Annotated in this window: 16 protein-coding genes and 1 pseudogene; 15 read left to right on the top strand and 2 right to left on the bottom strand. The window is 72.7% G+C overall.

Annotated elements, in window-relative coordinates; translation table 11 throughout:
- Positions 1–285: 285 nt before the first annotated feature.
- Positions 286–663 (top strand): effector-associated constant component EACC1, encoded by a 378-nt coding sequence (locus tag ACZ4WV_RS33645; protein WP_465752607.1) that lies wholly within the window; start codon positions 286–288, stop codon positions 661–663.
- Positions 660–1,991: a caspase family protein gene (locus ACZ4WV_RS33640; protein ID WP_465752605.1), complete on the top strand. Its 1,332-nt coding sequence runs from the start codon at positions 660–662 to the stop codon at positions 1,989–1,991. Before ACZ4WV_RS33645 ends, ACZ4WV_RS33640 begins: the two co-directional genes overlap by 4 nt.
- Here ACZ4WV_RS33640 and ACZ4WV_RS33635 read toward each other — a convergent pair.
- Complete coding sequence (locus ACZ4WV_RS33635) at positions 1,988–2,653, bottom strand: HAD-IA family hydrolase (RefSeq protein ID WP_465752603.1); 666 nt, start codon at positions 2,651–2,653, stop codon at positions 1,988–1,990. The two genes, ACZ4WV_RS33640 and ACZ4WV_RS33635, sit on opposite strands and share 4 nt — an antisense overlap.
- An 87-nt stretch (positions 2,654–2,740) precedes the next feature.
- Positions 2,741–3,894: pseudogene (locus ACZ4WV_RS33630) on the bottom strand (dihydrofolate reductase family protein).
- Positions 3,895–4,113: 219 nt separating this feature from the next.
- On the opposite strand from ACZ4WV_RS33630, the gene ACZ4WV_RS33625 reads away from it, so the two are divergent.
- The 13 genes from ACZ4WV_RS33625 (at position 4,114) to ACZ4WV_RS33565 (ending at position 23,450) form a co-directional block, all read left to right on the top strand.
- On the top strand, positions 4,114–4,932 hold the full coding sequence (locus ACZ4WV_RS33625; RefSeq protein WP_465752601.1) for a methyltransferase domain-containing protein: 819 nt from the start codon (positions 4,114–4,116) through the stop codon (positions 4,930–4,932).
- 192 nt (positions 4,933–5,124) lie between these two features.
- Entirely contained in the window at positions 5,125–6,555 is a 1,431-nt protein-coding gene (locus ACZ4WV_RS33620) for a DUF4190 domain-containing protein (RefSeq protein ID WP_465752599.1), read from the top strand.
- A gap of 207 nt (positions 6,556–6,762) precedes the next feature.
- Positions 6,763–6,927 carry an SPOR domain-containing protein gene (locus tag ACZ4WV_RS33615; protein ID WP_465752597.1) on the top strand — a complete coding sequence of 55 codons (165 nt, stop codon included), beginning with the start codon at positions 6,763–6,765 and terminating at the stop codon, positions 6,925–6,927.
- A 9-nt stretch (positions 6,928–6,936) separates the two neighbouring features.
- Positions 6,937–7,407 (top strand): NUDIX domain-containing protein, encoded by a 471-nt coding sequence (locus tag ACZ4WV_RS33610; protein ID WP_465752595.1) that lies wholly within the window; start codon positions 6,937–6,939, stop codon positions 7,405–7,407.
- Positions 7,408–7,565: 158 nt separating this feature from the next.
- Entirely contained in the window at positions 7,566–10,346 is a 2,781-nt protein-coding gene (locus ACZ4WV_RS33605) for a SpoIIE family protein phosphatase (protein ID WP_465752593.1), read from the top strand.
- Positions 10,347–10,658: 312 nt separating this feature from the next.
- Positions 10,659–13,202 (top strand): SpoIIE family protein phosphatase, encoded by a 2,544-nt coding sequence (locus ACZ4WV_RS33600; RefSeq protein ID WP_465752591.1) that lies wholly within the window; start codon positions 10,659–10,661, stop codon positions 13,200–13,202.
- Positions 13,203–13,295: 93 nt separating this feature from the next.
- Complete coding sequence (locus ACZ4WV_RS33595) at positions 13,296–15,152, top strand: ABC transporter family substrate-binding protein (protein ID WP_465752589.1); 1,857 nt, start codon at positions 13,296–13,298, stop codon at positions 15,150–15,152.
- Between the two features lie 236 nt (positions 15,153–15,388).
- Positions 15,389–17,293 (top strand): translational GTPase TypA, encoded by a 1,905-nt coding sequence (gene typA, locus ACZ4WV_RS33590; protein ID WP_465752587.1) that lies wholly within the window; start codon positions 15,389–15,391, stop codon positions 17,291–17,293.
- A gap of 430 nt (positions 17,294–17,723) precedes the next feature.
- Positions 17,724–19,370, top strand: a complete 1,647-nt coding sequence (locus ACZ4WV_RS33585; RefSeq protein ID WP_465752585.1) for a peptide ABC transporter substrate-binding protein — start codon at positions 17,724–17,726, stop codon at positions 19,368–19,370.
- A gap of 141 nt (positions 19,371–19,511) precedes the next feature.
- On the top strand, positions 19,512–20,438 hold the full coding sequence (locus tag ACZ4WV_RS33580) for an ABC transporter permease (RefSeq protein WP_465752583.1): 927 nt from the start codon (positions 19,512–19,514) through the stop codon (positions 20,436–20,438).
- Positions 20,431–21,372: an ABC transporter permease gene (locus tag ACZ4WV_RS33575; protein WP_465752582.1), complete on the top strand. Its 942-nt coding sequence runs from the start codon at positions 20,431–20,433 to the stop codon at positions 21,370–21,372. The genes ACZ4WV_RS33580 and ACZ4WV_RS33575 overlap by 8 nt, the downstream gene beginning before the upstream one ends.
- A 19-nt stretch (positions 21,373–21,391) precedes the next feature.
- A complete protein-coding gene (locus ACZ4WV_RS33570; RefSeq protein WP_465752581.1) occupies positions 21,392–22,441 on the top strand; it encodes an ABC transporter ATP-binding protein in 1,050 nt (349 codons plus the stop codon).
- Positions 22,434–23,450, top strand: a complete 1,017-nt coding sequence (locus tag ACZ4WV_RS33565; RefSeq protein ID WP_465752580.1) for an ABC transporter ATP-binding protein — start codon at positions 22,434–22,436, stop codon at positions 23,448–23,450. The genes ACZ4WV_RS33570 and ACZ4WV_RS33565 overlap by 8 nt, the downstream gene beginning before the upstream one ends.
- Positions 23,451–23,607: the final 157 nt, after the last annotated feature.

The raw sequence follows: 23,607 nt of genomic DNA, 5'->3' as shown, positions 1-23,607 counted from the left end.
TGTGTACACAACGGGGGCGCAGGCCCGTGGCGCTCTGCTGCTCGTGCGGGATGTGCTGGATGAACTCGCACCGTGCTGGATGGGTGCTGGATGGGATCCTGCATATCTGTGTTTTCGTAGGCCGGAGCGTTGTGGTGGAAGTTCCGCTGCAACGTCTGAGCCGACGACTGCCGCCCCGGAGGGGCCGCACTCCCGTAGCGGAGTTCGGCCCTTCCGGCCGTTTCGGGGGCGGTGGTTCCCCTATCGTGGGGGCGGCTGATCGGTGGGTGCGGGAGAGGGGCGGGTGTGGAGGTCGAGCTCGGGTTCGAGGTGGCGGAGGGTGCGCCGGAGGGGGCGGAGGTCGAGGCGGCGCGGTCGTTGACCCGGTGGCTGCTGACCGAGCCGGAGCTGCGGGGCATCGAGGTGCGGCCCGGGGCGGCGGATCCGGCGGGCGGGCGGATGGGGGAGCTGCTGGAGGTCCTCAACGTCGTGCTGGCCAACGGGATCGCGCTGGGCAGTCTGGTGACGGCCGTCGCCACCTGGCGGGACTCGCGGCGCGGCGGGATGCGGGTGCGGATCGAGCGCGGCGGCACGTCGGTGGTGATCGAGGGCGGGTCGGCGGAGGAAGTGCGGCGGATCGTGGCCGAGTTGGAGCCGCCGGCCGGAGGCGCTGAACAGCCGTGACCGTCCTGGCGGACCCAGGCCGGTCGGCGGCCGTGCTGGTCGGGGTGCACGACTACCTCCACCTGGACGGACTGCCGGCCGTCGCGCGGAACCTGACGGGGCTGCGCCGGGTGCTCACCGATCCCGAGGTCTGGGGGCTCCCGGACGAGGCCTGCGCGGTGCTCTCCCAGCCCACCGACGTGCGCGAAGTGCTGGACGCCGTACGGGAGAAGGCGCGGCAGGCCACCGACACCCTGCTGGTGTACTACGCCGGGCACGGGGTGACCGACGACTACTCGGAGGAGCTCTACCTCGCCCTGCCGGACACCGACCGCGAACGCGAGTACACCGCGCTGCGGTTCGAGTCGGTGCGCCGCGCGGTGCTCGACTCGCAGTCCCGGGCCCAGCGCACGGTGGTGGTGCTGGACTGCTGCTACAGCGGCCGGGCGCTGGTCGGCTCGATGAGCGCGGGCGAGTCCCTCGCCGACCGGACGGCGGTGAACGGGTCGGTGGTGCTCACCGCCTCGGCCGCCACCCGGCCCGCCCTGTCGCCGCCCGGGGAGCCGTACACCGCCTTCACCGGCGAGCTCATCGACCTGCTGGAGCGGGGCGTCCCCGGCGGCCCCGACCTGCTGGACATGGACACCCTGTACCGGCAGCTGTACGCGCGGCTCGCCGAGAAGTCCCGGCCGCTGCCCCAGCAGCGCAACCGCAACACCGGCGGGCTGATCGCGATCGCCCGCAATCGCGTCGGCGCGGCCGGTGCGGCGGCGACGGCAGGGCGGGAGGAGGGTCCCGCGCGGGGCGCCGGGGCACCGGTCGAGGACCCGGCGCGGTGGGCGCGGGAGGTCGAGCGACTGCGGGCCGGCGCGGCGGAGGGTGCGCGCGAGCTGCTGGACCGGGCCACCCGTCTGGCGGCCGCACGGGCGGCCCGGCCGGACCCGGAGTTCGCCCCGTTCTGGCTCGCCGTCCCGGGGGCGCGCCGACTCTTCGGTACGGACGGTTCGCTGGAGCCGGTCGGGGTGTTGGAGGCGGGCGTCCGGTACCTCGCGGTCGCCTCGCACGGCGACTCCCTGGTGGTCCGACTCCCGGACGGAGTGCAGGGGTTGCTGCTGGACGTGGACGGGATCCAGGGCAGGACGGAGGGCGACGGGTTCGAGCCGTACTGGTTCTCGGTGCCCGAGCCGCGTGAACTCCTCGGCCTGGAGGGCGCGATGGGGCCGGTCGCCCGGTTGACGCCGGGGACCTGGTACCTGGCGACGGCGGGGGACGGGGACGCCCTGGTGGTCCAGGTGCCCGGCGGCGTCCGAGGGCTGTTGCGCGACACCGCCGGTATCGAGCGGGGCTAACCCCGGACGGTGACGGTCAGCCCGCCGTCCTCGTCCGCCGTGACGGTGACCGCGTCGAGGGTGGCGGCCAGGGCGTCCGGGTGGTGGGCGGCGGCGCGGGGGCCGATGCCGATGACGCGCATGCCGGCCGCGCGGGCGGCGGCGATGCCGGCGCCGGAGTCCTCGAAGGCGAGGCAGTCGGCGGGGGCGTGGCCGAGGGCGGCGGCGGCCTTGAGGAAGCCCTCGGGGTCGGGCTTGCTGGCGCCGACCGACTCGGCGGTGACCCGGACGGGCGGCAGCGGCAGGTGGGCGGCGGCCATCCGGACCCGGGCGAGCGGTTCGTCGGCGGAGGTGACCAGGGCGTGCGGCAGGCCGGCCAGGGCGGCGAGGAAGGCGGCGGCGCCCGGGACCGGGACGACGCCGTCGGTGTCGGCGCGTTCGGCGGCGAGCATCTGCTCGTTCTCGGCGAGGTTGACCTCGACCGGACGGTCGGGCAGCAGCGCGGCCATGGTCGCGTGGCCTTGGCGGCCGTGGGCGACGGCGAGCACGGCGGCCGGGTCGAGGCCGTGCCGTTCGGCCCAGCGGCCCCACCAGCGCTCGACCACGGCGTCGGAGTCGACCAGAGTGCCGTCCATGTCGAGCAGGAGGGCGCGGGCGGTCAGCCGGATGGGGGCAGCGGACATGGGCGGGGACTCCTCGGGGAGTGGCGGCAGGATGGAACCCAGGAAGACGAGCTCTTTGTTTCCCTATGGTACAAAAGATCCATCTGGTCAGCCGAGCAGGTGGGCGTTGACCGCCCGCGCCTCCTCGGCCAGCTCCGGGAGCTCCACCACCTCGACTCCGGCCGCCTCCAGCAGGGCCGTGCCCTGGCAGTCGGTGACGAACAGGTCCGGCTCGCGCCAGGCGACCACCACGCGTGGGACGCCCGCCGCGATGAGCAGCCGGGCACACGGCACCGGCCGGGAGGCCCGCCGACCGCAGGGCTCCAGGCTGCTGTAGACGGTCGCCCCACGCAGGCGGGCGTCGCCCGCCGGGAGCTTGCCCAGGGCCGCCTCCTCGGCGTGGTCGTGCGCGTCCGCCTCGCGGCTGAAGCCCTCCGCCAGCACCTCGCCGTCGGCACCGACGATCACCGCGCCGACCGAGAAGGCCGTCTCCGAGGGCGGGCAGCGGCGGGAGAGTTCGACGGCGCGGCGCAGGTGGTGGAGGTCGGTGGCGGCGGACCGGTTCACGGCGCGGGCTCCTTCGGGGCGTACCTCAACAGGACGACGTCGCCCACGCTACGTGCCTCCAGCAGCCGCATCCGCCGGGTCGGGCCGCCTGGGAAGGCGGCCGGGCCGACGAACCGCGGCGCCCCGGCCTGGCCGACCAGCAGCGGGGCGACGGCCAGGTGGAGTTCGTCCGCCAGCCCCTGGGCGAGGAACCGGGTGTGCACGCCGCTGCCGCCCTCGACCATCAGCCGGCGCACTCCGCGCGCGCCCAGGTCGTCCAGCACCGCGCCGAAGTCCACCGCGCCGCCGAGCGCGACCACCTCGGCGAGGCCCTTGAGCCGGGGTCGCAGCACCGCCGCCCCGGCGTCCGTGGTGTAGACGAGCTTGTCGCCGCCGGTGTGCCAGAAGCGCAGGCCGGCGTCGAGCGCGCCGCTCACGCTGAGCGTCACTTTCAACGGGTGCTCCGGGCGCCCGGCGGCGGCCCGGGCGGCCCGCCGGGCCGGGTCGTTGACCAGCAGGCGGGGGTTGTCGGCGCGCAGGGTGTTGCCGCCGACCAGGATCGCGTCGGCGGCCGCCCGCTCCTCGTCCACCCGGTCGAAGTCGGCGGCGTTGGAGAGCAGCAGCCGGTCGGGGGAGGCGTCGTCGAGGTGACCGTCGAGCGACACGGCGGCGCTCAACAGGACATAGGGGCGCTGGCCGGAGCCGGGGCCGGGCATGGGCAGGACCGTTCTGTCGGTGTCCTCCTACGGTACGGCGACGGGGTGTCGCGCAGGGGGCCGCCGATCGAATTGTGAGACGGTTCTTCTCGCCATGCGGGATGCGGCGTAGCGTCGGAGCCGTCGCGGAACCGCCACGGAGTCCTCGGAGTCGTCGCGGGAGCCGTCGCCGAACGAGAAGACCTGCCGGAAGACCGATCACGCCCAAGGGGGACGCTCATGTCCGGATCGCAGCCCGTCACCGTCTACACCCACGGCCACCAGGAGGCCGTGCTGCGCTCGCACCGCTCCCGGACCGCCGCCGACTCGGCCGCCTACCTGCTGCCCGAACTGCGGCCTGGGCAGGCCCTGTTGGACGTCGGCTGCGGGCCCGGCACGATCACCGCCGACCTGGCCGAGCTGGTCGGCCCCACCGGGCGGGTGGTGGCCGTGGACACCTCCGCCGAGGTGCTGGAGCAGGCCGCCGGGCACGTCGCCGAGCGCGGCCTGTCCAACGTGGTGTTCGAGCTGGCGGACGTGCACGGACTGCCGTACCGGGACGGGGAGTTCGACGTCGTGCACGCCCACCAGGTGCTGCAGCACCTGGGGGACCCGGTGTCGGCGCTGCGCGAGATGCGCCGGGTGACGGCGCCCGGTGGGGTGGTCGCGGCCCGGGACGCCGACTACGCCTCGATGACCTGGTTCCCCGAGGTGCCCGCGCTGGACCGCTGGCTGGAGCTGTACCGCCGCACCGCCCGCGCCAACGGCGGCGAGCCGGACGCCGGGCGGCGGCTGCTGTCCTGGGCCCGCGCGGCCGGCTTCGCCGAGGTGACCGCGGGCGGCAGCACCTGGACGTACGCGACGGCCGAGCGGCGTGACTGGTGGGGCGGGACGTGGGCGGACCGGGTGACCGGCACCGCGTTCGGGCGGACGGCGGTCGAGCGCGGCTTCGCGGACCGGGCCGAGCTGGAGCGGATCGCGGACGGCTGGCGGGAGTGGGCCGCCGCCGAGGACGGCTGGTTCTCGATGATCCACGGCGAGATCCTGGCCCGGGGCTGAGCCCGGGGCGGAGTCCGAGGCCGCGCGGGCCTGAGCGCGGCGGCTGCCGGGGCCGACCGGGCGGGCGTTCGGAAAGATCGGGTAAAGTCGCGCGACCGTTCGCATCGGGTCCGTTCGGGCCGAGCCGTGGTGCGAACGCCGCAACGCCGCAACGCCGAACTGACGCCCGCCCGGCGGGTTGGGGGAGTCCACGTGTCCAAGCCTGAGCCCGAGCTGCCCGCCGCCTCCGGGCCGGACCCACGGGTGGACTTCCGCAAGGACCCGGGTCACCCAGGCCGGCCGGACGCCCAGGCTCCGGAGCAGCCCGCCGAGCCCGGCCCGGCCGCCGAGCCGGTCCAGGTCCCCGCCCCGGACCCCGCCGACCCCTGGGCCCCGCCGTCCGGCCACCTGCCGCAGACCGCCCCGTCGGCCTCGCAGGCCCCGCCGCAGCCGCCGCCCCCGCCGCTGCCCGCCGGCGGCTGGGCCTCGGTGCCGCCCTCGGCGCAGTCCGGCCTCCAGCCCGCCCCGCCGCAGCCGCACCCGAACCCGCCGTCGCACCCGCACCCGTACGGCGCCCCGAACCCGTACGGCGCCGCCTCCCCGTACCACCCGCGGCCGGAGCGGCGCACCAACGGCTTCGCGGTCGGCTCGCTGGCGACCGGTCTGAGCCTGCTGTCGCCGGTGGCCCTGGTGTTCGGGATCATCGCGCTGACCCAGATCAGCCGCCGCAAGGAGCGCGGCCGCGCCATGGCGGTGACCGGCCTGGTGCTCGGCGTCATCGGCACGGTGCTGCTCGCGCTGCTGCTGGGCGCGGGTGACCTCGGCTCCGTGCGGGACGGCCGGTACACCCACAAGCCCCCGCCCGGCTCGATCCGCTGGTCCGCCCTGAAGGCCGGGGACTGCTACGACTCCCCGGGCGGTGGCGGCGCGACCGACGGGAACGGCGACGAGACGGTGTACTGGGTGCACCGGGTGACCTGCTCCGACCCGCACCACGGCGAGGTGGCCGGCACCGCCAAGGTGCCCGACGACCAGGGCCCGTACCCGGGCGAGACCGCCATGCGCGAGCGGGCCGCCGTGCTGTGCCGCACGGTGCTGGACGACTACGCGCTCGACCAGTGGGCCGTCCCGGACGGCATGGACGACGTCTACCTCTATCCGACCTCGGGCAACTGGGACACCGGTGACCGGTCCGTCACCTGCGCCTTCGAGGACCGCGACGACCGGCACGTGGGGACGGTCCGCACGGACCGGGCGCGCCTCACCGCCGCCCAGCTGGCGTACCTGGAGGCCGTCCGGGGCTTCAACAACGCCTACGCGGACGCGCCGGAGCAGGACACCGCCACGGATGCGGAGTACCAGTCCTGGGCCCGGCGAATGGCCACCGCCTCCCGCGCCGAGGCCGCGGCCCTGCGCAAGCCGACCGTGGACTGGTCGGCCGACGTCAAGCCGACGGTGGAGAAGCTGGCCGAGGCCCAGTCCCAGGCGGCCACCGCCTGGGACGCCGTCGCCTCCGGCGCCGACGTGACCGGCGACCTCCGCCGGGCCCGGGCCCTGGTGGCCAAGACCGTGCCGATCAGCGTGGAGATCCGCCGCGCCCTCGGCCTGTCCACCGGCGAGCAGGTGCCGGACCTCCGGGTCTGACGGCCCGTGACGCGAGGGGCCTGACCGCCCGTGACACGAGGGTCTGACCGCCCGTGACGCGAGTTACTCGGCGTTAACACCGCCCATACCTGCCGGTAGCGGCCGCCCCGTACGCTCGCTCCCGTGTCCCCGGCCCGACCCCCACGCCGGCCGGGGACAGCCGCCCCTGGCGCGGTCGCCCGCCCGCGCCGCCGCTACGCTCCCCGCATGGGCACCTTCCGGGTGATGCGGCAGGACCACACCGGCAACCGCTTCCTGGTCGCCAGGGGCCTCGACCTGACCGAGGCACAGCGGCTGGCTGCGGAGTTCGAGGCCCGCGGCCACAAGCAGATCTACTGGGTCGAGGCCGAGGACGGCGCCGCCGCCCCGTAGGGTCGGAGCATGGAGCAGAACTGGGGGATCCCCGGCGAGCCGCGGATCGTCGTCGGCGGTGTCCTGATCCGCGGCGGCCGGGTGCTCGCCGCCCGTCGCAACTCGCCCGCGTCGGTGGCCGGGCGGTGGGAGTTCCCGGGCGGGAAGGCCGAGCCCGGGGAGACCGAGGCGCAGGCGCTGGAGCGGGAGCTGCTGGAGGAACTGGGCGTCCGGGCGCGGGCGCTGCGCCGGCTGCCCGGTGCGTGGACCGTCCGGCCGGGCCTGGAACTGCGGTTCTGGGCGGCCGAACTGCTGGACGGTGAGCCGCGGGCGCTGGAGGACCACGACGAGCTGCGCTGGCTCGGCCCGGCCGAGCTGGCGGGCGTGGACTGGATCGGGCACGACCGCGAGGTGCTGCCGCACGTCGCCGAGCTGCTCCTCGCCGCGGCCGGGGCCCGGGCCGCCGGACCGGCCGGCCGGGCAGCTCGTGCCCAGGGGTGACGTGGAGGCCGCCGGATAGGTCAATCGGACAAGCCGACCCGGCAGCCGGGATAGCCTGGGTTCTGCTGGGTATGTCGCTTTTCGGCAGTATTCGTCACCATCGGTGAGCCGCCCCAGCCGGCGACGCCGATCCCGACCCAGAGCCGGAGGCCCCGTCGGTGTCGACTACCGGGAACGGTGGCGGGGAAGCGCGGCGGCCAGGCGCCGCGGGGAGCGCCGCCGCCCGCGCCCGACTGCGCCGCGCCGTCCGTCCGGCCGCCCCGCCGCCGCCGCCCTCGGGCCGCCGCCGCGGCGGGCCGCTCGCCGCTCCCGAAACCGGCCGGCCCGCCCAGGTCACCCAGCCCACTCAGCCCGCCCAGCCCGCGCCGACCCTGGCCGTCCCCGCGCCGGGCGCCCTGCCCGGCCTGCGCAGCCGTCCCGGGCGGCCGTTCCCCGGCGGTCCGGCCGACGCCGCGCGCAGCCTCGCCACGCCTTCCGGGGGCAGCCTACTGGACATGCTCAAGGTCGCCATCGCGATCCTCGACACGGCGGGCCGGGTGGTGCTCTGGAGTCCGGCCGCCGAGGAGCTGCTCGGCTGGCCCAGCGAGCTGCTGGTCGGCCGTCGGATCGACGAGCTGATCCCCGACCAGGAGCAGGTCGCCCGGATCCGCGCGGCCGTCCAGGACACCCTGCGGCACGGCCGCTGGGCCGGCCACGCCGAACTGCGCGACCGGGACGGCGTGCCGGTCGCCGTGGACGCCCGGATCTCCCTCCTGGTGGACGGTGACGGCACCCCGTTCCTCCAGGTCAACATGGCCGAGGCGGCCGCCGTCCGGGCCGTCGAGCGGGACCTCGCGGTGCGCGACGCGCTGTTCGAACAGTCCCCGCTGGGCATCGCCATCCTGGACACCGACCTGCGGTACACCGCCGTCAACCGGACCCTCGCCGAGATGAACGGCGTCGCCCTGGAGGACCACGTCGGCCGCACCACCGGCGAGACCCTGCCCGAGCGCGCCGCCGACGAGATCACCGCCATCCAGCGCCAGGTGCTGGCCACCGGCGAGCCGGTCATCGACGTCACCCTCGCCTCCCCGGTCACCACCCGGGCCGGCTACCGCTCGATCTCCTACAGCCGGATGACCGACCGCTCCGGCCGGGTGCTCGGCATCTCCGGCACCGTGATGGACGTGACCGAGCGCTACCGCGCGGTCGCCAAGGTCGAGCACGCCCGGCGCCGCCTCTCGCTGCTCAACGAGTTCGGCTCCCGGGTCGGCGACCTGCTCGACGCCGCCCGGATCGCCCAGGAGCTCGCCAGCTCCGTCGTCCCCCGGCTCGCCGACCACTCGGCGGTGATCCTGCTGCAGGCCGTCGCGCACGGTGACGACCTCCCCCGGCACGGCCACGACCGGCGCACCTCGCTGCTCCAGCTCGGCACCGCCTCCGTCCAGGACGGCCCCGAGGTCGAGGTGATGCTCCGGCGCGGCGCCCGGATCACCTTCGCCGAGGAGTCCGCCTGCGGACGGGTGCTGCGCACCGGCGTGCCGGAGCTGCTCTCCGGCGCCGACCAGCTGGAGGACGTGACCTACCCCGGCGACCCCAAGATGCAGGCCGCCCACGACCTGGGCGTGCACTCGATGCTGGTCGTCCCGCTGCGCGCCCGCGGCATCGTGATCGGCCTGCTGCTGGTCAGCCGGGCCGGCTACCGCGAGGGCTTCGACCGGGACGACCTCGCCTTCACCGTCGAACTGGCCGACCGGGCCGGCAGCTCGCTGGACAACGCCCGCCTGTACGCCCGCGAGCGCACCGCCGCGCTCACCCTGCAGCGCACCCTGCTCCCGCAGCAGGTCCCGCAGCCCACCGGCGTCGAGGTCGCCTACCGCTACGTGCCCGGCAGCAGCGGCACCGAGGTCGGCGGCGACTGGTTCGACGTCATCCCGCTGCCCGGCGACCGCACCGCGCTGGTGGTCGGCGACGTGATGGGCCACGGCCTGCGGGCCGCCGCCACCATGGGCCGGCTGCGCACCGCCGTCCGGGTGCTGGCCGCCCTCGACCTGCCGCCGGACGTGCTGCTGCGGCACGTCCACGAGCTGGCCGATGACCTGGCCCAGGGGCCGGACGAGGCGCTGCTGGCCACCTGCGTCTACGCCGTCTACGACCCGGGCACGACGATGCTGACGGTGGCCAAGGCCGGGCACATCCCGCCGGTGCTGGTGGTGCCGGGCGAGGACGCCGGGGAGCCGACCCGCACCGGCGGCCCGCTGCCCGGCGGCAGCGGCCGGATCCTGGACCTGCCCTCCGGCGCCCCGCTCGGGGTCGGCGGAGTCCCGTTCGAATGCGTCGAACTGAAGATCCCCGAGGGCAGCCTGCTCGCGCTGTGCACCGACGGCCTGGTGGAGTCCCGGGACAAGGACCTGGACGTCGGCCTCGGCCGGCTGATCACCGTGCTCCAGGAGCCGCACGCCTCCATCCAGGCCGCCTGCGAGGCGGTCCTCGACACCATGGAGCAGGGCCGGGAGCCGGACGACGTCGCCCTGCTGCTGGCCCGGCTCGGGCACGGCCAGGCCGGCTCGCCGACGGCCGGCTGGACGCTGCCCGCCGAGCCCACCGCCGTCTCCCGGGCCCGTCGGCTGGTCCGCGCCACGCTCGCCGAGTGGGGCGTCGAGGACCTCACCGACACCGCCGAGCTGCTGGTCAGCGAGCTGGTCACGAACGCCGTCCGGTACGCCAGCGCCCCGATCGGGGTCCGGCTGACGCTCGGTGAGACGCTGCTGACCGAGATCTCCGACCCGCTGCCCGATCCGCCCCGGGAGCGCCACGCGGCCGAGGCCGACGAGGGCGGACGCGGCCTGGAGCTGGTCCACCGGCTGGCGCTGCACTGGGGTGCCCGCGCCGAGGGGATCGGCAAGGTGGTCTGGTTCGAGCTGGCCCTGCCGGGTAATGAGCGGGCGGACGAGTCATGATCCGGACGGGACGCGAGTAGAACATCAGGGGAACAGTGCCGCATATGCCATCGGGTGGCCGGGGGGAGCGCGCGCCATGGAAGGGGGCGCGAGCGTGGCATTGTGGTTGCGCGGGCGGTAGGACAAAAACCTTCGCCCGATCTGATGTTGTGATGTTGAGGGCGTGTGAACGTACCCCTCGATGATGAATACTCGGTCTTCTCGACATCCGGACGGTCGCGGGTTGGAGGGGTCGGTCCGTTGAACAGCACTCCGGCGCGGAACGCGCCGAGCAGCAGCGGTCATGCCGCTGTACCCGGGCAGGCCGGTTCCGTGCACCTGCCCGCCCCGGCCGCGCCGCCCGCCGGTGGCGCGGAGGGCCGGAGCCGCGGTGCCCACCCCGACGCCGAGCACCGCCCGTGGGGCGCCGGCGACCCGGGCTCGATCTACGACTACATCCGGGTCGCCACCTTCGCGATCGGCCCCGACGGGCGGATCAGCCAGTGGAGCGAGCGCGCCGCCGAGTTCTTCGGCGTTCCCGCCGCCGAAGCCGTCGGCGCCGACCCGATCTCCACCTTCGTCCCCCGCGAACTCTGGCGGCGTGGCCGCGCCCGGCTGGAGCGCACCCTGGCCGGCGAGGAGTGGGTCGGCACCACCCCCTACCGGGACGCCGACGGCGGCGAGGGCCTCGCCGAGCTCTACCTGATGCCCGACAGCGCCCTGCCCACCGCGGGCGCCACCTGCCTGGCCGTGGACCTCGGCCGACTGCGCCGGATCGAGACCGATCTCGCCGCCTCCGAGGCCGTCTTCGGCCAGACGCCCACCGGCTTCGTGCTCTTCGACGACCGGCTGCGGCTCCAGCGCGTCAACGACGCCTTCGCCTCCGGCATGGGCCTCGTCCCCGCCGACCTGGAAGGCCTCACCCCGCACGACCTCTTCCCGCCGTCCGAGGCCGACCGGCTCGCCGCCGCCCTGCGCAAGGTCCTCGCCACCGGCGAGCCCGTCTTCGACCTGCGCTTCCACAGCGCCGTCCCCACCCGCGAGGGCAACCGGCTCTGGGCCGTCTCGCTGTACCGGCTGAACGGCTCGGCCGGGCAGCCGATGGGCGTCGCCGGGCAGGTCTCCGACGTCACCAGCCGGCACGTCGCCGAGCGCGAGGCCGACGGCGTGCGCCGCAACCTCGCCCTGCTCAACGAGGCCAGCGCCCACATCGGCTCCACCCTCGACCTGGAGACCACCGCCAAGGAACTCCTCGACGTGGTCGTCCCCCCGTTCTGCGACCTCGCCACCGTCGACCTCTACACCGCGCTGCTCTCCGGCGAGACCGTCCCCAGCGCCGGCCGGCTCGGCGACACGGTGCTCACCGACGGCAGCGGCGAACTGCGCCGGGTCGCCGTGTCCAGCGTGATCGGCGGCGCCTCCTCGGTGCTCGGCTCGATCACCGGCCTGCCGATCGCCGAGGCCGGCGGCACCCTCTGCTACCCGCGCCGCTCCCCGCACGCCCGGGCGCTGCGCACCGGCCGCAGCGTCGTCCCCGAGCCGGGCCGCGATCCGCTGCTGCGCTCCACCCTGATCGTCCCGCTGGTCGCCCGCGACCAGGTGCTCGGGCTCGTCCAGCTCTCCCGGGCGATCGGCAGCGAGCCCTTCGACGCCCGCGACGTGGCGATCGCCGAGGAACTCGTCGCCCGCGCCGCCGTCTGCATCGACAACGCCCGGCTCTACCGCCGCGAGCACGAGCGTGCGCTGATCCTCCAGCGCAGCCTGCTGCCCCCGGGCAACCCGGCCGCCAGCGGCCTGGAGATCGCCTGCCGCTACCTGCCCAGCAACAACAACACCGAGGTCGGCGGCGACTGGTTCGACGTCATCCCGCTGCCCGGCAACCGCACCGCCCTGGTCATCGGCGACGTGATGGGCCGAGGCCTGCGGGCCGCCGTCGCCATGGGGCAGCTGCGCACCGCGGTGCGGACCCTCGCTATGCTCGACCTCGACCCGGCCGAGGTGCTCGGCGCGCTGGACGAGATCGCCCGCGGCCTCGGCGACGACTCCGTCCCGGCCGGCCCGCCCACCGCGTACGGACGGCTCACCTCGAGCGCCGACGAGGAGGCCCGCGAGGTCTACCTGGCCACCTGCGTCTACGCGGTGTACGACGCCGTCACCCGCCGTTGCGTGTTCGCCAACGCCGGCCACCTGCCGCCCGTCCTGCTCGGCCCGGGCGAGCCCGCCCGGATGCTCGACGTGCCGCCCGGCCTGCCGCTCGGCGTCGGCGGCGAGCCCTTCGAGGAGGTCGAGCTGACCCTGCCGGACGGCGCCCTGCTCGGCCTCTACACCGACGGCCTGGTGGAGAGCCGCAAGCACCAGCTGGACGAGGGCCTGCGCGCCTTCCGGGCCGCCCTCGCCGACGGGGGCAAGAACCTGGAGGACCTCTGCGACCACGTCCTCGGCGAGCTCAACCCGCACCACGGCGAGGACGACATCGCGCTGCTGATGGCCAAGGTGCACGCCTTCCCCGAGGACGCCGTCGGCAACTGGTTCCTGCCGCCCGAGCCCACCTCCGTCGCCAAGGCCCGTGAACTGGCCTGCAGCTGGCTGCTCTCCCGGGGCCTGGAGGAGCTGGTCGACACCACCGAGCTGCTGGTCAGTGAGCTGGTCACGAACGCGCTCAAGCACGGGCGGGGGGAGATCAGGCTGCGGCTGCTGCGCGAGCGCACCCTGGTCTGCGAGGTCTGGGACGACGGCTACGCCCAGCCCCGGCAGCGGCGCGCCCAGGAGACCGACGAAGGCGGGCGCGGCCTGCAGCTGGTCAGCCTGCTGGCCGAGCGCTGGGGCAGTCGGCGCACGCCCAAGGGCAAGATCGTCTGGTTCGAGCTGGGGCTGTAGGGCGCGCACGGTCTGGGCCGTACGGGTGCAGTCGCCCGGCGGACCGCCGTGTCGGCGTGGGCCGGGTCGCCCGGGCGGCGTTCGATGGCCGCCATGCGCGTCCGCCAGCTCACCGCCGCAGCCGCCGCCCTGCTGCTCGCCGCCGGCCTCGGCGGCTGCTCCGACGGCCCGACCCCGGGCCATGCCCCCGCGCCCGCCCCGGTCTCCGCCGATCCCACCGCCGTCACCGGGGACGTCGGGGCCGCCGACCGCACCGCCGTCCGGGACGGCGGCACGGTGCGCTGGGCGGTGGACGGCGTCCCGGCCACGTTCAACGTCCACCAGGGCGGCGCGACCGCCGACTCGGCGCTGCTCGCGCACGCCCTGTACCCCTCGCTGTTCCGGCCCGACGAGCACGGCCGGCTCCTCCCGGACCCGGACTACCTGGCCGGCGCCGAGTCCACCTCGCCCGGGCAGCTGCCGCAGGTGGTCACCTACCGGCTCAATCCGCACGCGGTGTGGAGCGACGGCACACCGCTGTCGGCCGCCGACCTCGCCGCCCAGCGGGCCGCGCTGTCCGGGCTGGACCCGGCCTACCGGGGCGGGAAGGCGGCGGGGTACGACGCGATCGACGCGATCACCCCGGGCGCCGATCCGCACGAGGTCAAGGTGACCTTCCGGCGGCCGTACGCGGAGTGGCGCTCGCTGTTCGGGCCGCTCTACCCGGCCGCCGAGACCGCCACGGCGGAGGCCTTCAACCGGCCGCTGACCGACGGGAGCCACCTGAGCGCGGGCCCGTACACCCTTTCGCGGTACGACGCCAAGGGCGGACGGGTCACCGTGGTGCGCAACCCGCTCTGGTGGGGCGACCGGCCGAAGGCCGACCGGATCGACTTCCTGGCCGCGCCGCCCGAGCGACGGCTGGACGCGCTGGACCAGGACCGGCTGGACGTCGCCCCGCTGACCACGGCGGTGGACCGGGCGGCGCCGCCCGCCCCGACGGCAAGCCCCACGGCGAGTTCTTCGGGGAGCCCCTCGGGGAGCACCTCCCCGGCGGGCACCCCCGCAGCGAGTCGCCCGGCCGCCGCCCCGCCCGCCGCGGTGCCCGAGGTGGCGGCGGCGCTGGCGCTGCGACGGGCCGAGTCGCTGCCCGGCATCACGGTGCACCGGGCCGCCGCCGCCTCGCTCACCCAGCTCACCGTCAACGCCGCCCGCGGCCCGCTCGCCGACCAGGTGGTCCGCCGGGCGCTGGCCCGGGCCGTCGACCGGCGGCGGACCGCCGAGGCCGCGCTCGGCCCGCTCGGACTGCCCGGCGCCCCGCTCGGCAGCCACCTGCTCGCCGAGGGCCAGGACGGCTACCGCGACAACAGCGCCGCGGCCGGACCGGAGGACGCCGCGCAACTGCTGGACGCGGCCGGCTGGAAACGGCCGGCCGGCCGGAGCACCCGGTCCAAGGACGGGAGGGAACTCGCGCTCACCCTGCTCGTCCCGGGCGGCTCGGCGACCGCCAAGCGCACCGCCGATGCGCTCACCGCCGAGCTCGCGGAGTCCGGGATCGCGGTGAAACCGGTGACCGCGCCCGCCGAGACCTTCGTCAAGGACCACCTGGCGGTCGGGGACTACGACCTCGCCCTGTTCTCCTGGCCGGCCGGTCCCAGCCCGGCGGCCGAGCAGCGCGCCGCCTACGCCAAGCCCCGGCCGGACGCCGACGGCGCGCTCGACCCGGGCGGCAACTACGGCCGCAGCGGGACCGAGGAGATCGACCGGCTGTTCGACCGGGCGTCCGCCGAGCTCGATCCGGCGGCCCGGCTGGAGCTGCTGCAGGAGGCGGACGTCCGGATCTGGCAGCTCGGCCACTCGGTGCCGCTGTACCAGCGGCCGGAGCTGGTGGCGGTGCGGACCGGCCTGGCCGGGGCCGGCGCCTGGGGCTTCGGATGGCCGCGCTTCCAGGACGTCGGGTGGACCCGCTGACGCGCTCGGGGCCCGCTGGCGTGTGACCCGGCTGTGATCTTGGTCCCGCCCGACCTGCTCGTTTCTGCCCACCTGGGACCTTCCCCGTACCATAGGAGAAAGCCGAGGCATGTCCATATGCCCGGCGGGTGGACCGGTAGTAGCAGGCGAACGGGTGGCGGCGGCCGACAGCGGCCGCAAGTGCGCGTCTCGCGGCCGGGCGCCGTAACCCACGATTCCGGGAGAATCCGCTAGGCATGCCCACGCGCAACGACATCCGTAACGTCGCTATCGTCGCCCACGTCGACCACGGCAAGACCACGCTGGTCGACGCCATGCTGAAGCAGGCCGGCGCCTTCGCGGCCCACCAGCAGCTCGACGACCGCATGATGGACTCGAACGACCTGGAGCGCGAGAAGGGCATCACCATTCTCGCGAAGAACACCGCGGTCAAGTACCACCCCAAGGACGGCGGCGCGCCGATCACCATCAACATCATCGACACCCCGGGCCACGCCGACTTCGGCGGCGAGGTCGAGCGCGGTCTGTCGATGGTGGACGCGGTGGTGCTGCTGGTCGACGCCTCCGAGGGCCCGCTGCCGCAGACCCGCTTCGTGCTGCGCAAGGCGCTCTCCGCCCGGCTGCCCGTCATCCTCTGCATCAACAAGACCGACCGCCCGGACTCCCGGATCGACGAGGTCATCAACGAGACCTACGACCTGTTCCTGGACCTGGACGCGGACGAGGACCAGATCGAGTTCCCGATCGTCTACGCCTGCGCCCGGGACGGCGTCGCCTCGCTGACCAAGCCGGAGAACGGCACGGTCCCCGGGGACAGCACCAACCTGGAGCCCTTCTTCTCCACCCTGCTGGAGCACGTCCCGGCCCCCAGCTACGACGAGGACGCGCCGCTGCAGGCGCACGTCACCAACCTGGACGCCGACAACTTCCTCGGCCGCATCGCGCTGCTGCGCGTCGAGCAGGGCGAGCTGCGCAAGGGCCAGACCGTGGCCTGGATCAAGCGCGACGGCTCGATCCAGAACGTCCGCATCTCCGAGCTGCTGATGACCGAGGCGCTCACCCGCAAGCCGGCCGAGGTGGCGGGCCCGGGTGACATCTGCGCCGTCGCCGGCATCTCCGACATCATGATCGGCGAGACCCTGGCCGACACCGAGAACCCGATCGCGCTGCCGCTGATCACGGTGGACGAGCCGGCCATCTCGATGACCATCGGCACCAACACCTCGCCGCTGGTCGGCAGGGGCGGCAGCGGCAAGGGCGCGGACGCCAAGTCCGGCGCCAAGGTGGACCGCAAGGTCACCGCCCGCCAGGTGAAGGACCGGCTGGACCGCGAGCTGATCGGCAACGTGTCGCTGCGCGTGCTGGACACCGAGCGCCCGGACGCCTGGGAGGTGCAGGGCCGCGGTGAGCTGGCGCTGGCCATCCTGATCGAGACCATGCGCCGTGAGGGCTTCGAGCTGACCGTCGGCAAGCCGCAGGTGGTCACCCGGGAGATCAACGGCAAGACCCACGAGCCGGTCGAGCGCCTCACCGTGGACGTCCCCGAGGAGCACATGGGTGCCGTCACCCAGCTCATGGGCATCCGCAAGGGCCGGATGGACAACATGTCCAACCACGGCTCGGGCTGGGTCCGGATGGAGTTCGTCGTCCCGTCCCGCGGCCTGATCGGCTTCCGGACCGAGTTCCTCACCAACACCCGCGGCACCGGCATCGCGCACTCGATCCACGAGGGCTACGAGCCGTGGTTCGGCACCCTGACCACCCGCAACAACGGCTCGCTGGTCGCGGACCGCGCGGGTGTGGTCACCGCCTTCGCGATGACCAACCTGCAGGAGCGCGGCGTGCTGTTCGTCGAGCCGGGCACCGAGGTGTACGAGGGCATGATCGTCGGCGAGAACTCGCGCTCCGACGACATGGACGTGAACATCACCAAGGAGAAGAAGCTCACCAACATGCGGTCCTCGACCGCCGACGTGGCCGAGTCGATCGTCCCGCCGCGCAAGCTCTCGCTGGAGCAGTCGCTGGAGTTCTGCCGCGAGGACGAGTGCATCGAGGTGACCCCGGAGACGGTTCGCATCCGTAAGGTCGTGCTGGACCAGAAGGAGCGCGGTCGCACCGCGTCGCGCGCCAAGAAGTCGTGATCCGGACGGATTGATCGGCCTTTGGCCGGAATGCTTCGCCCCCCTTTCCTATGGAGAGGGGGGCGAACTTTTTAACTACTCCAAGTTGTCGGGGCGGCTATTAACGGAATAGCGCTCATCACACCCGGGTGTCCGCTGAGCGGACGTGACAGTTCGTCATCCGTGACGACTGTCCGTCTTGTGCCTGTCTGGCTATGTCTCAAATGTCCGGTTTTCGAAACTTACCGACTGTTCATGTGACCTAATTGAGATCGTCACTGGTCACTTTCGTGTCCGTGCGTGACGGATAGTGGAGCCAGTCAGGCTCGGGTCAAGGGTGAACGCGCAGGGGTGCGCGCCGAAACCGCGAGCGCGGACGGCATTGCGGGCCCGGTGACAACCGTTCCGTGGTGCCCTCCTCGTTGCAACGTCGAATTCAGGAGGCACACCGATGCGTGGTGTGAGCCAGGCCAAGTGGGTTGTCGCAGCTGTCGCTGTCGCGCTCGCCGCGACTGCTTGTAGCAGCAGCGGCAGCAGCGACTCCTCCAGCGGGAGCTCGGACAGCGCCGCGGTCGACCCCTCGGGCACGTTCAGCTACCAGAGCGCTGAGCCGCAGCGTCCGCTGCAGCCGGCCAACGCCATGGAGAACCAGGGCGGCCGTATCGTCAAGCAGCTCTTCACGGGCCTCGTCGACTACGACCCCGCGACCGGTGCCCTGCGCAACCAGGTGGCCGACAAGATCGAGACCACCGATGCCAAGAACTACACCGTCACGCTGAAGTCCGGCTGGACCTTCCACGACGGCACCCCGGTCACCGCCAAGTCCTTCGTGGACTCGTGGAACTGGTCGGCCAACCCGGCGAACAACCAGATCAACTCGGACTGGTTCTCCGACATCGCCGGCTACGACGCCGTCCACCCGGACAAGGGCGACCCGACTGCCAAGGAGATGACCGGCCTCAAGGTCGTCGACGACACCCACTTCACCATCGAACTGACCGCCCCCGTCTCGTACTTCACGTACAAGCTGGGTTACTCGGCCTTCTTCCCGCTGCCCACCGGGTTCTTCTCCGACCCCAAGGGCTACGGCGAGAAGCCGGTCGGCAACGGCCCCTACAAGTTCGTCTCGTGGGAGCACAACAAGGCCGTCACCCTGGCCGCGTACGACAAGTACCAGGGCAGCAACAAGGCGAAGAACGGCGGAATCGTCTTCCGCAACTACACCTCGCCCGAGGCCGCGTACAAGGACCTGATGTCCGACACGCTGGACGTGCTGGACCAGGTCGACTCGACCGACCTGCCGAAGTACAAGGACGACCTGGGCAAGCGCGCGGTCGACCAGGCCCAGGGCGCGATCCAGAACATCTCGTTCGCGATGTACAACGCGGACTGGAGCGACCCGGGCAAGGCCAAGGTCCGCCAGGGCCTGTCGATGGCGATCGACCGCGACACCATCACCAAGACGGTGCTGAACAACAGCCGCCAGCCCGCCGACTCGTTCGTGGCGCCGGGTGTCATGGGCTACAAGGCCGGCACCTGCGGCGACGCCTGCAAGTACGACCCCGCCAAGGCCAAGCAGCTGATCCAGGAGGGCGGCGGCGTCCCGGGCAACAAGATCACCATCCTCTACAACTCCGACGGTGGTCACAAGGAGTGGGTGGACGCGGTCTGCAACTCGATCCGCCAGGCCACCGGCGTCGAGTGCCTCGGCGACCCGAAGCCGGACTTCAAGACCTCGCGCGACATCATCACCAAGAAGCAGGTCCCGAGCATGATGCGGACCGGCTGGGTGCAGGACTACCCGCTCAACGCCAACTTCCTGCGTGACGTGTACGGCACCGGTGCCGCCGCGAACGACGCCAGCTACTCCAGCCCGGAGTTCGACAAGCTGGCCCACGAGGCCGACGCCGCCACCTCGGTGGAGAAGACCGCCGACCTCTACCAGCAGGCCGAGGCCGTTCTGGCCAAGGACATGCCGGCCATCCCGCTCTGGTACTACAAGACCAACTCCGGCTACTCCAACAACGTCCAGAACGTGAAGTTCAACTCCTTCGGCGACCCGGTCTACACCGACGTCGAGGTCAAGAAGAAGAAGTAATCGGTCGGCACCGCCTGACCCGGTGACAGCGGCCGGTGCCCGTCCCATCCCCACAAGGGCGAGGACTGGCACCGGCCGTTGGCACGCCGACTTATCTCTGGCCGGGTTGACGGGCCCGGCAGAGTCATACATGGAGGCACGATGGGGCGCTTTGTCGCAAGGCGACTGCTCCAGATGATCCCGGTGTTCCTCGGAACGACCGCACTCATCTTTTTCATGGTGCACGCGCTGCCGGGTGACCCGGTGGCAGCGATGTGGGGCGACAAGGCGCCGGACCCGGTGCAGCTCGCCGCCCTGAGGCACCAGATGGGCTTCGACAAGCCGCTGATCGGTCAGTACACCGATTACATGGGCAAGCTGCTCACCGGCGACTTCGGAACCGCCCTGGACGGACGTCCGGTGATCGACAAGATCACCGAGGCGCTGCCGGTGACCATCCGGCTCGCGCTGTTCGCGTTCGCCATCGAGATCGTGCTGGGTGTGGCGATCGGCCTGTTCGCCGGTCTGCGCCGCGGCAAGTCGTTCGACAAGGGCGCGCTGGTCTTCACCCTGCTGCTGATCTCCATCCCGGTCCCGGTGCTGGGCTTCATCTTCCAGACGATCTTCGCGAACAACCTCAAGTGGGTCACCCCGACGGTCCAGGACTCGAACGACATCACCCAGCTGGTGCTGCCGGCCGTCGTCCTCGGATCCCTGTCGCTGGCGTACGTCGCGCGTCTCACCCGTACCTCCATAGCCGAGAACATCAAGGCCGACTACGTCCGGACCGCGGTGGCCAAGGGCCTGCCGCGCCGGAAGGTGATCGGCACCCACCTGCTGCGCAACTCGATGATCCCGGTGGTCACCTTCCTCGGCACCGACCTCGGCGCCCTCATGGGCGGCGCGATCGTCACCGAGGGCATCTTCAACGTCAAGGGCGTCGGCAACGCGCTCTTCCACGCGATCAACCTGAAGGAGGGCGCGACGGTCTCCGGCTTCGTGGCCTTCCTGGTGCTCGTGTACCTCGCCGCCGGCCTGATCGTCGACCTGCTTTACGCGGTCCTGGACCCGAGGATCCGTTATGCCTGACCTGACCGAGAAGAAGACCGCCGAGGAGATCCCGGCGCAGCGCACGGCCCCCGAGGCCGCCAAGCCGGAGAAGGCCCGCAGCCTCGGTTCCGACGCCTGGCACGACCTGCGCCGCAAGCCGATCTTCGTGATCTCCGCGCTGCTGATCCTGCTGCTGATCGTGATCGCGGTCGCCCCGGGCCTGTTCACCTCGGTGGACCCGCGGGCCGGCGACCTGCGCCTGCACTACCTGACCAAGCCGAACTACAGCCACTTCTTCGAGGCGGACTGGTTCGGTTACGACCTCCAGGGCCGCAGCATCTACGCCCGCGTCGTCTACGGCGCCCGCGCCTCGGTCGTGGTCGGCATCTGCGTCACCGTGGGCGTGACCATCATCGGTGGGCTCACCGGCATGCTGGCCGGCTACTTCGGCGGCTGGATCGACACGATCATCTCCCGCGTCACCGACATCTTCTTCGGCATCCCGCTGCTGCTCGGCTCGCTGGTGATCCTGAACGCCTTCACCTCGCGCACGGTCTGGAGCGTCGTCTTCGCGCTGGTCGCCCTGGGCTGGACCCAGATGACCCGTGTCATGCGCGGTTCGGTGATCACGGTCAAGCAGGCCGACTTCGTGACGGCGGCCAAGGCGCTCGGCGCCGGCACCGGCCGGATCCTGTTCAAGCACATCCTGCCGAACGCGATCGCCCCGGTGATCGTGGTCGCCACCATCGCGCTCGGCGGCTACATCGCCACCGAGGCGACGCTGAGCTTCCTCGGCATCGGTCTGCAGGACCCCACCATCTCCTGGGGCATCGACATCAACTCGGCCCAGAAGGTGATCCGTACGGCTCCGTTCGCCCTGTTCTTCCCGGCCGGAATGCTGAGCATCACGGTGCTCGCGTTCATCATGCTCGGCGACGCGGTGCGCGACGCCCTCGACCCGAAGCTCCGCTGAGAGAAGAGGTGACGACCCGATGACCACCGTGATCGAGAACAACCAGAAGAGCGACCGTCTCGAAGTCGGAACCCCGCTCCTGGAGGTCAAGGACCTCCACGTGGAGTTCCACACCCGGGACGGCGTCGCGAAGGCCGTCAACGGAGTCAACTACTCCGTCGCGGCCGGCGAGACCCTCGCCGTGCTCGGCGAGTCCGGCTCCGGCAAGTCCGTGACGGCGCAGACCATCATGGGCATCCTGGACATGCCCCCGGGCAAGGTGACCCAGGGCGAGATCCTGTACCGCGGCCAGGACATGCTCAAGATGAGCAACGAGGAGCGGCGCAAGATCCGCGGCCGGAAGATCGCGATGATCTTCCAGGACGCGCTGTCCTCCCTCAACCCCGTGCTCAGCGTCGGCTACCAGCTCGGCGAGATGTTCCGGGTGCACCAGGGCGCCTCCAAGGCCGAGGCGAAGGCCAAGGCCATCGAGCTGATGGACCGGGTGCGCATCCCGGCGGCCAAGCAGCGGGTGAACGACTACCCGCACCAGTTCTCCGGCGGCATGCGCCAGCGCATCATGATCGCCATGGCGCTGTCGCTCCAGCCTGACCTGATCATCGCCGACGAGCCCACCACCGCCCTGGACGTGACCGTCCAGGCCCAGGTGATGGACCTGCTCGCGGAGTTGCAGGCCGAGTACAACATGGGCCTGATCCTGATCACCCACGACCTCGGCGTGGTCGCCGACGTCGCGGACAAGATCGCCGTGATGTACGCGGGCCGGATCGTCGAGACCGCCCCGGTGCACGAGCTGTACGCGCGCCCCGCGCACCCGTACACCAAGGGCCTGCTCCGCTCGATCCCGCGCCTGGACCAGAAGGGCCAGGACCTGTACGCGATCAAGGGTCTGCCCCCGAACCTGCTGAAGGTCCCGGCCGGCTGCGCGTTCAACCCCCGCTGCGACGTCGCCACCGATCTGTGCCGCACCGAGGCCCCGGCACTGCACCACGTGACCGACGAGGACGGCGCGGAGCTCACCGGCCGCCGCAGCGCGTGCCACCTCTGGAAGGAGACCCTCCATGGCTGAGAAGATCCTGGAGGTCAAGGACCTGGTCAAGCACTACCCGCTGACCCAGGGCGTCCTGTTCAAGAAGCAGGTCGGCGCGGTCAAGGCCGTCGACGGCATCAGCTTCGACCTGACGAAGGGTGAGACGCTCGGCATCGTCGGCGAGTCCGGCTGCGGGAAGTCCACGCTGGCCAAGGTGCTGATGAACCTGGAGCGGGCCACCTCCGGCCAGGTGCTGTTCAAGGGCGAGGACATCTCCACGCTGAGCGGCGCGGCCCTCAAGGCCGTCCGGCGCAACATCCAGATGGTGTTCCAGGACCCGTACACCTCGCTCAACCCGCGCATGACGGTCGGCGACATCATCGGGGAGCCGTTCGAGATCCACCCCGAGGTGGCGCCGAAGGGCGACCGCCGCAAGGCCGTCCAGGACCTCCTGGACGTCGTGGGCCTGAACCCGGAGTACATCAACCGGTATCCGCACCAGTTCTCCGGCGGCCAGCGCCAGCGCATCGGCATCGCCCGGGGGTTGGCGCTCAAGCCGGAGATCATCATCTGCGACGAGCCGGTCTCCGCCCTGGACGTGTCCGTCCAAGCGCAGGTGATCAACCTGCTGGAGCAGCTGCAGGGCGAGTTCGGCCTGTCGTACATGTTCATCGCGCACGACCTCTCCATCGTCCGGCACATCTCCGACCGCGTCGGCGTGATGTACCTGGGCAAGATGGTCGAGATCGGCACCGACGAGCAGATCTACGAGAACGCCACCCACCCGTACACCCAGGCGCTGCTGTCCGCGGTGCCGGTGCCGGACCCGACGGCCCGCGAGTCCCGCGAGCGGATCATCCTCAGCGGTGACATCCCCTCGCCGGCCAACCCGCCGTCGGGCTGCCGGTTCCGCACCCGCTGCTGGAAGGCGGAGGACCGCTGCGCGGAGGAGGTCCCGCTGCTGGCGATCCCGACCACGCTGGAGGGCCCGGCCGCCCACGAGTCGGCCTGCCACTTCGCCGAGGTCCGGGAGTCGGCCGCGGCCTGACCCCCACGGCGTCCCAGGAAGGGCCCGCGGCTCCGGCCGCGGGCCCTTCCGTCGTTCCGTCAACTCGACAGGGGGGTCACGGCACCCCCCCCGGTGTACCCGGCTCTCGCCGTCGCCGGGGCGCGCTTCTCACGGGGGGTGGCTTGAAACACACCCA

Source organism: Kitasatospora sp. NPDC029312, assembly GCF_055569215.1.
This window is presented reverse-complemented; position numbering and strand designations above follow the sequence as displayed.